The following is an 11,822-nucleotide window of genomic DNA, read 5'->3' as shown; positions in this document are numbered from 1 at the left end:
CGCGGTGTCACCCCGTTACCAGGGGTGACACCGCCCGGTCGAGGGCGGCGGCCACCTCGTCGGGGGTCGCGTCGCCGTCGAGCACCACGAACGACGGAAACTCGGGCAGCGCGCGGTAGGCGGCGTCCAGCGCGCGCAGGTGGGCCAGTTCCTCGGTGTCGATGCCCCGGGCGGCCACCCGCTGCTGCGCGACCTCGGGCGCGGTGGCCAGGAAGCAGACCACGGTGGGACGCGGGAAGATCGCGTACGCGGCCCGGACCGCGCGCCGCCCCCGGTCGCCGCGGGCGGTCATGATCACGTCCTGGCACCAGGTCCACCGGTCCAGCACCGCGGTGCGCCCGGTCAGCCGCGCCACCAGCACGGTGCGGGCCATCGCCAGCGCGCGCACCGTCGCCTCCAGCGCCGGATAGAGGGTACGGCCGAACAGCGCCACCCCGTCCGGCCGGCCGAGTGCCCGGGCCAGCCCGTTCCACAGCGGCCGGCCACCGGCGTTCTCGAAGTAGGCCGCCGGGACGCCCCGGTCCGTCAACCGGCGGGCGAGCGCCCGCGCCTGGGTGCTCTTGCCGGAGCCGTCGACACCGACGAGGGCGATCATCACGGAGCGGGCCACGAGTTCGGACGGTAGCCGCCCCGGGCAAATCTCCCTGAGAAAAGTCCGCGCCGGCTGTCGGATCCGGTCGGCCGGCTCCGACCCACCGGTGAGCGCGCCCGCCGGGGGCGCCGCCGGAAGCGGAGGACACCATGCGCAAGCTCGTCTACTGGGTGCACCAGTCGGTCGACGGCTTCATCGAGGGGCCGAACGGGGAGTTCGACTGGGCGGAAATGGGGCCGGAGCTGTCCGCGTACTCCATCGAGCTGACCGACCGGGCCGACGCCTTCCTCTACGGCCGCAAGGTGTGGGGGTTGATGTCCTGGTACTGGCCGCGCGCGGAGCAGATGTCCCAGGACCAGCACGACCTGGAGTTCGCCCCCATCTGGGCCCGCACCCCGAAGATCGTCATCTCCCGCACGCTGGAGAGCGCCGAGTACGGCGCCCGGGTGATCGGCCGCGACCTGGCCGCCGAGGTCGCCGAGCTGAAGGCGCAGCCGGGCAGGGACCTGCTGCTCACGGGCGGCTCCGGCGCGGCGGCGGCGCTGACCGAGCTGGGGCTGATCGACGAGTACCAGGTGGTGGTGCACCCCGTGGTGCTGGGCGGCGGCACGCCGGTCTTTCCCGGCAAGGACCGCCTCGGCCTGCGGCTGACCGGGACCCGGGGCTTCGACGGCCGGTCGGTGCTGCTGAGCTACGAGCGGGCGTGACGCCTCACCGGCCGCGGCGGCGGGGCCGGTACGTGGCGAGGACCGAGGGCAGCCCTCGCCGGAGGATCTCCGTGCGGTCACTGTCCCCGCGCAGCACCGCGGCGGCCGTCTTGCGGGCCTGCTCGGCGGTGAAGTGCGGCGGCAGCATGAGCTCCGCCGGGTCGACGACCGCGTTCACCACCACCGGCCGGTCGGCGCTCAGCGCCCGCCGCCACAGGTCCGGCACCTGGTCGGGCGAGTCGACCAGCACGCCGCCGAGGCCCAGCACCTCCGCCCACCGGTGGTACGCCACGTCCGGCAGGTCCTGGCTCGCCGGGAACATCGGGGTCCCCTCGCCGGAGCGCTGCTCCCAGCTCACGAAGGACAGGTCGCGGTTGTTGAGCACCAGCACCACGAACCGCGGGTCGGCCCACTCCCGCCAGTACTTCGACACGGTGATCAGCTCGTTGACCCCGTTCATCTGCATGGCGCCGTCTCCGATCAGCGCGATCAGCGGGCGGTCCGGGTGGGCGAACTTCGCGGCGAGGGCGTACGGCATGGCCCCGCCCATCGAGAGCAGCGTGCCGGAGAGGCTGGCCAGCATGCCGGGGCGGACCCGGACGTGGCGGGCGTACCAGGCGGTGGCCGTGCCGCAGTCCACCGCCAGCATGGCGTCGTCCGGCAGGGCGTCGTCGAGCGTGGCGAAGAGGAGCTGGGGGTTCACCGGGTTGGCCGGCTGCTCGGCCACCTCCCGCTGGGACCGCCGCCACTTGCTCGTGGCGTCGGCCAGGGTGGCTCGCCAGGCGGTCGGCACCGGCCCGGTGCCCAGCTCGCGCAGCAGCGCCCGCAGGGTCGGTGCGGCGTCACCGGTCAGGTTCACCTCGGTCGGGTAGCGCAGCCCCATCCGGCTGCCGTCCAGGTCGATCTGCACGGCCCGGGCCCTGCCCTGCGGCGGGTAGAACTCCGAGTACGGCATGTTGCTGCCCACGATCAGCAGCCGGTCGCACTCCTGCATGAGCTGCCAGCTCGGGCGGCTGCCCAGCAGGCCGATCGCGCCGGTCACCCAGGGCTCCCGGTGGTCGACGGCGGTGAAGCCGAGCAGGGCGGTGGCCACCCCGGCCCCGAGCCGGTCGGCGACGCGGCGGACCTCGTCCTCCGCGCCGAGCGCGCCCTGCCCGACCAGCATGGCGACCTTCTCGCCGCCACGCAGCACCTCGGCCGCCCGGCGCACCTCCTCCTCCGGCGGCACGGTCGGCATGCTGCTCGGGACTGCGCTGGTGTGGTAGTAGCCGTGCGCGTACGGCGGCTCCGGCACCGCCGGCTCGTCCTGCACGTCGGAGGGGAGGACCAGGGCGGTGACCGTACGCCGGGCCAGGGCGGTGCGGCAGGCCCGGTCGACCAGGTGCCGCGCCTGCGACGGGTCGTCGAGCTGGGCGAGGAAGGCCGACGCCACGTCCTTGTAGAGGGCGAGCAGGTCGACCTCCTGGTAGTAGCCGCCGCCCTCGGCGGGCAGCGCCGTGTGCCCGAGCAGGGCCACCACCGGCTGGTGGTCGAGCTTCGCGTCGTACAGGCCGTTGAGCACGTGGATGGCGCCCGGGCCGCTGGTCACGACGACGCAGCCGAGCGGGCCGCCGCCGTACTTGACGTGGGCGCTGGCCGCGAAGCCGGCCGTCTCCTCGTGCCGGACCTGGACGAACCGGGCGCGGCCTTCGGTGCGTTGGAGCGCGGACGTCATGCCGTTGATGCCGTCGCCGGGGTAGCCGTAGTAGCGGTGCACACCCCACTCGGCCAGCCGGGCCACGATGTAGTCGGCGACCGTGGCGTCCCGGGGCAGCCGGCCGTCGCCGGTGGGGTCCGCGCTCATCGTGGTGATCCCTTCGTCGCTGTCCGCTTTCCGGGGCTCCGTTCCCCGCCCGGAGCGGCGGAAACCCGGGCCGCGCCGGACCGGCCGGGCCGACCAGGCAGAATCGTGCGGTGCCCGTCCACGAGATCACCGACCCCGACGACGACCGGATCGCCGACTACCGCGCGCTGACCGACGTGGAGCTGCGGACCCGCTGGGAGCCCCCGCACGGGCTGTTCATCGCCGAGGGGGAACTGGTGCTGCGGCGGGCGCTGCGGGCCGGCTACCCGGCCCGGTCGTACCTGGTCGACGCCAAGCGGGTGGACCAGCTCGCCGACCTCGACACGGGTGACACCCCGGTCTACGCGGCCACCCCGGACGTGCTCCAGCGGGCCACCGGCTTCCACGTGCACCGGGGCGTGCTCGCCTCGTTCCGCCGCAAGCCGCTGCCGTCGGCCGCCGAGGTGCTGGCCACCGCCCGGCGGGTGGCGATCCTGGAGGACGTCAACAACCACACCAACCTCGGCGCGATCTTCCGGGGCGCCGCCGCCCTCGGCATCGACGCCGTGCTGCTCTCCCCGACGTGCGCCGACCCGCTGTACCGGCGGAGCGTACGGGTCAGCATGGGGGAGGTCTTCGCCGTGCCGTACGCCAAGTTCGAGCGCTGGCCCGCGGGCCTGGACCAGGTGCGCGAGGCGGGTTTCACGGTGCTCGCCATGACGCCCGCTCCGGACGCCGTACCGATCCAGCGGCTCGCCCGGGCGCAGCGGGAGCGGGCGGCGCTGCTCCTGGGCGCCGAGGGTCCCGGCCTCACCGCCGCGGCCCAGTCGGCCAGCGACATCCGGGTGGTCATCCCGATGCGGCGCGGAGTGGACTCGTTGAACGTGGCCGCCGCAGCCGCCGTGGCGTTCTGGGAACTGGGTCGCGACGATGCACCGCCCGGCAACGGGTAGCCGCTGCGGGTGGTCGACGCCCCGGGTGGCGAGCGTCATGCTTGCATGACCATGCGTCTCGGTGAATAATCTTCCTCGTGTCCAAGGTTCTCACCTCCCTGCCCGTCGGCGAACGTGTCGGCATCGCGTTCTCCGGCGGCCTCGACACCTCGGTCGCGGTCGCGTGGATGCGGGACAAGGGCGCCGTTCCGTGCGCCTACACCGCTGACATCGGCCAGTACGACGAGCCCGACATCGCCTCGGTGCCCGGTCGCGCGCTCAGCTACGGCGCCGAGGTCGCCCGACTGGTCGACTGCCGCGCCGCCCTGGTCGAGGAGGGCCTGGCGGCGCTGACCTGCGGGGCCTTCCACATCCGCTCGGGCGGGCGGGCGTACTTCAACACCACCCCGCTGGGCCGGGCCGTGACCGGGACCCTGCTGGTGCGGGCGATGATCTCCGACGACGTCCAGATCTGGGGCGACGGCTCGACCTTCAAGGGCAACGACATCGAGCGGTTCTACCGTTACGGCCTGCTGGCCAACCCGCAGCTGCGCATCTACAAGCCGTGGCTCGACACCGACTTCGTCACCGAGCTGGGTGGGCGTAAGGAGATGTCGGAGTGGTTGCTCGAACGTGGCCTGCCCTACCGGGACAGCACCGAGAAGGCATACTCCACCGACGCCAACATCTGGGGCGCCACGCACGAGGCGAAGACCCTCGAGCACCTCGACACGGGTATCGAGACGGTCAACCCGATCATGGGAGTCCGGTTCTGGGATCCGTCGGTGGAGATCCCGACCGAGGACGTCACGATCGGCTTCGAGCAGGGCCGTCCGGTGACGATCAACGGCAAGGAGTTCGGCAGCCCCGTCGACCTGGTGCTGGAGGCCAACGCCATCGGCGGCCGGCACGGCCTGGGCATGTCGGATCAGATCGAGAACCGGATCATCGAGGCCAAGAGCCGGGGCATCTATGAGGCGCCCGGTATGGCGCTGCTGCACGCCGCGTACGAACGGCTGGTCAACGCCATCCACAACGAGGACACCCTGGCCAACTACCACAACGAGGGCCGCCGCCTCGGCCGGCTGATGTACGAGGGGCGCTGGCTGGACCCGCAGGCGCTGATGCTGCGCGAGTCGTTGCAGCGCTGGGTCGGCACGGCGGTCACCGGCGAGGTGACGTTGCGGCTGCGCCGGGGCGAGGACTACTCGATCCTGGACACCACCGGCCCGGCGTTCAGCTACCACCCCGACAAGCTGTCGATGGAGCGTACCGAGGACTCGGCGTTCGGCCCGTCGGACCGGATCGGCCAGCTCACCATGCGCAACCTGGACATCGCCGACTCGCGGGCGAAGCTGGAGCAGTACGCCTCGCTCGGCATGGTCGGCGGCGCGACTCCCCAGCGGGTGGTCGGCGCCGCGCAGGCCGCCTCGACCGGGCTGATCGGTGCGATGCCACAGGGCGGCGCGGAGGCCATCGCCTCCCGGGGCGTCTCCTCCGTCGACGACGAGGCACTCGATCGCGCCGCCATGGAGCTGGGCGTCGACTGAGCGACGCGACGGCCCGCTGTGACGCCGGGGGCGGCCCCTGCCGCCCCCGGCGCCGCGGTCAGGCGAAGTACTTCGACCAGAGGTTGTGCGTCGGCCAGCTGGTCACCGCCCGCGAGGCGGTCCAGAGCGCCGAGTCGATCGGGGCGTAGCTGAGCCCGGACTCGTCGTCGCGCTGGTTGAACACCGCCGCCCAGCTCATCCCGTGGTAGGTGCGCACCAGGATGCTGTACGTCCCGGCGAAGCTGCCGGTGTGCCACGTGTTGCGGCCGGTGCCGCCGGTGACCGGGCGGACCGCCCAGCCGAGGCCGTAGTACCAGCCGTCGGCGTTGACCCCGGTCGGGCTGGGCACCGCGAAGACCCGGCCGGTCGAGGTGCTGTTCAGCACGGGGCTGCCGGTGTCGAACGCGGTCGCCCAGCGGACCAGGTCGACCGCCGAGGCGAGCCAGCCGCCGTTGGCGTCGTGGATGCGCATGCTGAACGTGCCGTACGGGGCGTCGACCACGGTGCCGGAGTTGTCCAGCACGGTCGGGCCGGTGTACTGCGAGCGGTAGCCGACCTCGCCGGGATGCCGGCTGACCGTCCAGCCCAGCCCCATCCGCGTGATGCCGAGCGGCGCGAGCAGCTTCTGCTTCACGTACGTCTCGTAGGGCAGGCCGCTGACCTTCTCGATGATCCGGCCGGCGAGCAGGTAGCCGTAGTTGCTGTAGGACACCGTCGAGCCGGGCTCGTGCATGAGCGGCTGGCCGGACATGAACCGGATGACGTCGGCGTGGGTCAGCTCCATCGGCACGCCCAGCGCGTTGGCGATGATCCGGTCCTTGAACACCGGGTCGAACGCCGTGAGGTCCCGGTCCCAGCCGCCGGTGTGCTGGAGCAGCCGCCACAGCGTGACCTTGGCCAGCCGCGGGTCGGCGGTCTGCCCGGCCGGCGGGGTCAGGTCCAGGAACTTGGTGATCGGGTCCCCGAGGCTGAGCTTGCCGTCCTGGGCGAGCCGGACCACCGCCGCCGCGGTCAGCGACTTGGAGAGGCTGGCCACCCGGAACGGCGAGGTGGGCTGGATGAGCATCGGCGAGTTGTTGCCGTAGCCCCGGGCCAGCACCAGCCGGCCCTGGTAGGTGACCGCGAGCTGGCCGGCGTCGATGTGCCGGGCCTGCATGAAGCTCTTCATCGTGTCGTCGAACGCGCTCAGCGCGCTCACCGCGGTGCCGGTGGCCGTCCACGTCTCCGGCGCGGCCTGCGCCGGTGCCGCCGACACCGCGCCCGCGCCCAGCGCCCCCGCCCCCGCGGCGGTGACCAGCTTCGCGAACGCCCGCCGGCTGACCGTCGTCCCGTCCATGCCTCCCCTTCCGATTGATCACGATCACCGGCACGCTACTAAAGGTGATCGAGGAGCGGGGGACCGCCCGGCACGCTCGGAATCGGCGGTGACGCAGGGTAGCGTGTCGCCCGTGTTCCCTACCGTCCGTGAGGTGCTCGCCCTGGTACCGGTGCGCCACGGCGCGCCGCGCCTGGTCGCCGGGGACGCGGGCCTGGACCGGCCGGTCCGCTGGGTGCACGTGGCCGAGGTGCCCGACATCGCCACCCTGCTCGGCGGCGGGGAACTGGTGCTCACCACCGGGATCGGGCTGCCCGCCGACGACGCGGGCCTGCGGGCGTTCATCGGCGACCTGGCCGACGTCGGGGTCTCCGGGCTCGTGGTGGAGCTGGGCCGCCGCTACGTCAGCGGGGTGCCCCGCGTGATGGCGGCCGCCGCCGAGCGGCGCGGGCTGCCCCTGGTCGAGCTGCGCCGGGCCACCCCCTTCGTGCGGATCACCGAGGCGGTGCACGCGCTGATCGTCGACGCCCAGCTCACCGAGCTGCGCGCCACCGAGGAGATCCACCAGCGGTTCACCGAGCTGTCCGTGGAGGGCGCCGAGCCGGCCGAGGTGGTCCGGCAGGCCGCCGAGCTGGCCGGCTGCCCGGTGGTGCTGGAGAACCTGTCCCGGCAGGTGCTCGCGTACGACCCGGCGGGGGAGAGCGCCGAACTGCTGCTGGACGGCTGGGAGCAGCACTCCCGGCGGATCCGGCCGGCCGGGCGCACCGCGTACGACCCGGACAGCGGCTGGCTCGTGACCACCGTGGGCGCCCGGGGCCAGGACTGGGGACGGCTGCTGCTGCGCTGGCCGGCCGTCGCCGAGCTGACCACCCGCGGCCCCGCCCCGACGCAGGGCGAGGCGCACCCGGATCCGGTGGAGACCGCCGCGGCGGCCGACCGCACCGACGGCAACCCGGCCGACGGCGGGCCGTCACCGCATCGGAGCCCCGGGACCGGCGCCACCCCGCCCACCCGGCTCACCATCCTCATCGAGCGGGCCGCCTCCACCCTCGCCCTGGGCCGGTTGATCCGGCGCGACGCCGAGGGCCTGGAACGGCAGATCCACCGCACCCTGCTCACCGCCCTGATCGACCACTCCCGCCCGGTGGACGAGGTGGCGCTGCGGGCCAAGGCGCTCGGCGTCACCCTGGACCGCCGCCACCTGGTCGGCGTGGTGGTCCGGCACCGCGCCGACGACCCGGCCGAGAGCGGCGGCCCGGGCCCCGACGCCGGCCCGGAGGCCGGTCCGGCCCGGCTGCGCGACCTCGCCGAGGCCGTCGGCCAGGCGCTGCGCGAGGCCAAGCTCACCGCGCTGACCAGCGCCGTGGACGACCAGGCGGTCGGCGCGCTGCTGGCCCTGCCCGACCCGGCGGCCGAGGAGAAGGCACTCGCCGCGTTCGCCGCCGCGCTGCGCCGGGTACGCCTCGACGCCGACCCGGCCCGCCCGCCGGCGCCCCGGTCCGCCCGCCCCGCCGACCCGGCCGCCCGGACGGTGGCGGTCGGTGCCGTACGCGCCGCCGATCCGGCGTCCCGCCCGCGCCCGGCCGGCCCGGCCGTGATCGTGGCGGCCGGTTCCGGGGTGGGGAGCCTGCGGGAGGCGCGCCGCTCGCTCGTGGAGGCGCGGCAGATCGCCGAGGCGGCCCGCCGGGACCGGCGCGACCTGCCCTACTTCCGGCTGCCGCACGTCGGGCTGGCCGGCCTGCTGCACCTGCTCCGGGACGAGCCGCGCCTGCAGACCTTCGTCGAGCGGGAACTCGGCGGGCTGCTGGCGTACGACGCGCAGCACCCGAGAGAGCAACTGCTCGGCACCCTCCGGGCGTACCTGGAGCAGGGCCGCAACAAGTCCGCGGCGGCCGCCGCCGCCCACCTGTCCCGGCCGGCCTTCTACGAGCGGCTGGCCCGCATCGGCCGCATCCTCGACGTCGACCTCGACTCGGTGGACCAATGCCTTTCGCTCCATGTGGCCCTGCTGGCGCTGGACGCCGTCCGCACCCCCTGACGGCTCAGGTGGTCAGGTCAGGGCCGTGAGGGCCTTGGCGTAGGGGGCCGGGACGTAGGTCGGGCCGCCGGGGGTGAAGACGTCGGAGGTGGCGGCGGTCGACCAGGCCGTCGCCGGGACCGCGTCGACCAGGGCGCGGACCACCGGGGCGTCGCGCCACTGCTCCTGCTCGGCGAGCAGGCTCAGCGCGACCACCGACTCCTCCACCTCGCCGACGCACTCGAACGGCTTGTGCCCGTCGACGCCGAGCAGCTCCCGGTAGCCGGGGATCTGGGACGCGTCGGCCAGCAGGTCACCGCCGAAGATCGCGGTGATCCGCTCCCGGGACATGAACGGGGCCATGGCCAGGAAGACGAACCGGCACTTCGGGCAGTCGCGGCACCAGCGCTCGCTCGCGTCGCGCAGCTTGAACGCGGCGTTGCAGCTCGTCACCACGGCGTCGTACCGGTCGGTCTCGGCGAAGAGCCGGGCGATGTGCAGCTCGGACAGCGACCGCAGCAGCGAGAAGTACGGCTCGGTGAGCCCGGCGTGCTCGGCCAGCGCGGCACGCAGCAGCCCCTCCGCCTCGACGCCCTTGGACCACTGGTGGTTGATCTCGTGGCCCTGCCAGACCAGGTTGGGGTCGGACGCCGAGCGCTCGTTGGACATCACCACCGGCCCGAGGCCGTGCAGCACGGCCGTGGCGACCGCGATCAGCGAGTTGATCGCGGTGACCGGGATGTGGCCGTTCCGCGCGCCGGCCGCGTTGAGGTCGAACAGCACCGGGTCGATGCGCCGGCGGGCGGCCAGCGGCACCAGGTCGGACGCCTCGTTGACCGAGACGATGACGTGGTTCGGGTTGACCGAGAAGGGCACCGGGTCGAAGCCGGCCCGGCGCAGCGCCTCCAGCGTGACGATCGAGTCCTTGCCGCCACCCACGGCCGACAGCGGCCGGCGGTCCGAGTCGTCGTAGACCCGGGGCGGGGAGACCTCGCCGGCCGGCACCTCCGGCCGCAGCTCCAGCACGTGCGGCAACTGGTTGCGATAGGCGTACTCGGCGAGGCCCTTGGTGTAGACGGCGGTGACGAGGTCGGCGGCGGCCGCGCCCAGCGGCGCCGGCAGCACGAGCCGGGGCGGTGCGGCGGTCTTGTAGTAGCTGACGCCGGCGACCACGTGCAGCAGTTCGAGGACCCGGGCGAGGGTGGCCGCGGTCTCGTCGGACACCGGCTCGGCCGGCAGTGGCAGGGTGACCACCTCGGTGAACCGCTGCTCGCCGTCGGGGCCGGTCAGGGCGTAGTCGAACAACACCTCGCCGGTGGCGAAGTCGATCGAGTAGGACGGGAAGGTGAAGGCGTCCATCCGCCGCAGCTGCTCGTTAGGCACACGCCATACTACAGCGTGTCTCAAAAGTCCGTTGGGTCATGAGACACCGCCCTTCTCGGGCGTCCCTGCCGTCACGGGTGTCCGTGGCGGTGGGTTCCTCCGTCGTCAGGGCTGGTTGCACCGGCGCGTGGGCGCTGGACAGAGCCGGTCCCTCGGGAGGCGTTGGTGACCGGGCCTCGTGCTTCGGGGTCCCGGGTCTGGGCATGGTGTTGCTCGGCCCAGACGGCGAGGTTGACCGCTGCGTTGACGTCGCGGTCCGCCGTATGCCCGCACTCGTCGCAGCGGAAGACGCGCACAGACAGGGGTAGGGCGGGGCCGATGATGCGGCAGGCACTGCACATTCTGGTGGACGGGTACCAGCGGGGTGCCCGGATGGCCTGCCCGCCCCGCCAACGTTGTTTGTAGCCGATGATGCGGGCGAGGTCAGCCCAACCCGCATCGGAGATGGCGGCGGCCAGACGCCGGTTGCGTAGCAGACCGGCGGTGTACAGGTCTTCCAGAGCCAGCCGGTCGTGGGTCTTGACCAGCTGGTTGGCGACCTTGTGCAGAAAGTGGCGACGCACATGCGCGACACGATGGTGGGCACGAGCTAGCCGGGTGACAGCCTCGGCCCGATTGCGGGAGCCTCGCTGTTTGCGGGTGACCTGGCGGGATAGCCGCCGTAGCCGAGGCAGGGCGGCCCGCAGCGGGCGCGGTGGATCAGTGACGCGCAGCCGCTGTCGGCCGGTGGTGTCGGCGGCCACCACGAGGGCAGCGAGGCCGCGGTCGATGCCTACCCAACCACCGTCGTCTGCGTCAGGGCGTGGCGGGTGCTGGCGGGCGGGATGCAGGTCCGCCGCCTCCACCGTCACGGTGACGGTCCATCGGCCGGCGCGGCAGGAGACGGTGGCATACCGGATGTGGGCTCGGCCCATGCGAATCATCCGCCGTAGTCGGCGGGTGTCCTCCCGTACCCTCAGGACTCCGATCCGCGGCAGACAGATACTCCGAGGACCCGCCATCGGATCCCCCACCCGGATGCTCGCCCGACCCGCCTTGGTCTTGCAGCGGATCCGGAACGACGGCTGGGTGCGGCTCTTGCGTTTGAATGTCGGGAACCCCACTCGACGACCCGGCCGCTTCCCCGATCGCGAGTCGGCCCAGGCGGTCAGGGCGCGGCCCAGGTCGACAGCGGCTTCCTCACACACCTGCTGACACACCTGTGCGCGCCACGACAATCCCGTCGCCGCGATCTCGGCCGAACCCGCCGAGTCGACTACAAAGCGGCGGCCCGCCTGCGCCGAGACCTTCCACGAGTTGAACGCGTTGATCAGGTCGAAACCCGACCACGGCACTACCACCGACCCGCCCCGGTGCCTCGCATCCAGGGCGTCCTTCACCAGAGCCAGGCACTGGTTGAACGCGAACCGAGCCGCCCCCGTATGACGGACCAACACCATCACCTGCGACGGTGACGGGTCAGCTGTGAACCGGAACGCGGTAAACCTACCCACAGCCCCACAGC

General features: G+C 73.2%; 9 protein-coding genes. 4 read left to right on the top strand and 5 right to left on the bottom strand.

Translation table 11 applies throughout. From position 1 onward, the window contains the following. Nucleotides 1-7 precede the first annotated feature (7 nt). Nucleotides 8-610: a dTMP kinase gene (locus GA0070214_RS05545; protein ID WP_091259647.1), complete on the bottom strand. Its 603-nt coding sequence runs from the start codon at nucleotides 608-610 to the stop codon at nucleotides 8-10. Between the two features lie 131 nt (nucleotides 611-741). Between GA0070214_RS05545 and GA0070214_RS05540 the strand changes: the two genes are divergently transcribed. Further along, the gene (locus tag GA0070214_RS05540) at nucleotides 742-1,299 is read left to right on the top strand and encodes a dihydrofolate reductase family protein (RefSeq protein ID WP_091259645.1); all 558 of its coding nucleotides are present in this window, start codon (nucleotides 742-744) and stop codon (nucleotides 1,297-1,299) included. Nucleotides 1,300-1,303: 4 nt separating this feature from the next. Here GA0070214_RS05540 and GA0070214_RS05535 read toward each other — a convergent pair whose 3' ends face one another. Continuing rightward, nucleotides 1,304-3,142, bottom strand: coding sequence for a thiamine pyrophosphate-requiring protein (locus GA0070214_RS05535; protein ID WP_091259642.1), 1,839 nt, complete (start codon nucleotides 3,140-3,142; stop codon nucleotides 1,304-1,306). A 110-nt stretch (nucleotides 3,143-3,252) separates the two neighbouring features. Here GA0070214_RS05535 and GA0070214_RS05530 point away from each other — a divergent pair, with 110 nt between their 5' ends. Together GA0070214_RS05530 and argG are read left to right on the top strand one after the other, a co-directional pair. Further along, on the top strand, nucleotides 3,253-4,074 hold the full coding sequence (locus tag GA0070214_RS05530) for a TrmH family RNA methyltransferase (RefSeq protein WP_091259640.1): 822 nt from the start codon (nucleotides 3,253-3,255) through the stop codon (nucleotides 4,072-4,074). Between the two features lie 77 nt (nucleotides 4,075-4,151). Then, the gene (gene argG / locus GA0070214_RS05525) at nucleotides 4,152-5,603 is read left to right on the top strand and encodes an argininosuccinate synthase (protein WP_091259638.1); all 1,452 of its coding nucleotides are present in this window, start codon (nucleotides 4,152-4,154) and stop codon (nucleotides 5,601-5,603) included. Between the two features lie 58 nt (nucleotides 5,604-5,661). Here the strand turns inward: argG and GA0070214_RS05520 are convergent, their stop codons facing one another. Next, nucleotides 5,662-6,939 (bottom strand): serine hydrolase domain-containing protein, encoded by a 1,278-nt coding sequence (locus tag GA0070214_RS05520; RefSeq protein WP_091259636.1) that lies wholly within the window; start codon nucleotides 6,937-6,939, stop codon nucleotides 5,662-5,664. A 112-nt stretch (nucleotides 6,940-7,051) separates the two neighbouring features. Between GA0070214_RS05520 and GA0070214_RS05515 the strand changes: the two genes are divergently transcribed. Then, nucleotides 7,052-8,956: a PucR family transcriptional regulator gene (locus GA0070214_RS05515; protein ID WP_446686028.1), complete on the top strand. Its 1,905-nt coding sequence runs from the start codon at nucleotides 7,052-7,054 to the stop codon at nucleotides 8,954-8,956. Between the two features lie 12 nt (nucleotides 8,957-8,968). Here GA0070214_RS05515 and GA0070214_RS05510 read toward each other — a convergent pair whose 3' ends face one another. Next, on the bottom strand, nucleotides 8,969-10,318 hold the full coding sequence (locus tag GA0070214_RS05510) for a MurL-like N-terminal domain-containing (protein WP_091259633.1): 1,350 nt from the start codon (nucleotides 10,316-10,318) through the stop codon (nucleotides 8,969-8,971). 71 nt (nucleotides 10,319-10,389) lie between these two features. Beyond that, entirely contained in the window at nucleotides 10,390-11,811 is a 1,422-nt protein-coding gene (locus GA0070214_RS05505; RefSeq protein ID WP_279615640.1) for an RNA-guided endonuclease InsQ/TnpB family protein, read from the bottom strand. Nucleotides 11,812-11,822 lie beyond the last annotated feature (11 nt).

This window comes from Micromonospora chaiyaphumensis (assembly GCF_900091435.1).
GTDB lineage: Bacteria > Actinomycetota > Actinomycetes > Mycobacteriales > Micromonosporaceae > Micromonospora > Micromonospora chaiyaphumensis.
This window is presented reverse-complemented; position numbering and strand designations above follow the sequence as displayed.

Excerpts from the sequence above, each read along its gene's own strand:
- GA0070214_RS05540 (WP_091259645.1), top strand. The coding sequence starts at position 742 with ATGCGCAAGCTCGTCTACTGGGTGCACCAGTCGGTCGACGGCTTCATC.
- GA0070214_RS05535 (WP_091259642.1), bottom strand. The coding sequence starts at position 3,142 with ATGAGCGCGGACCCCACCGGCGACGGCCGGCTGCCCCGGGACGCCACG.
- GA0070214_RS05520 (WP_091259636.1), bottom strand. The coding sequence starts at position 6,939 with ATGGACGGGACGACGGTCAGCCGGCGGGCGTTCGCGAAGCTGGTCACC.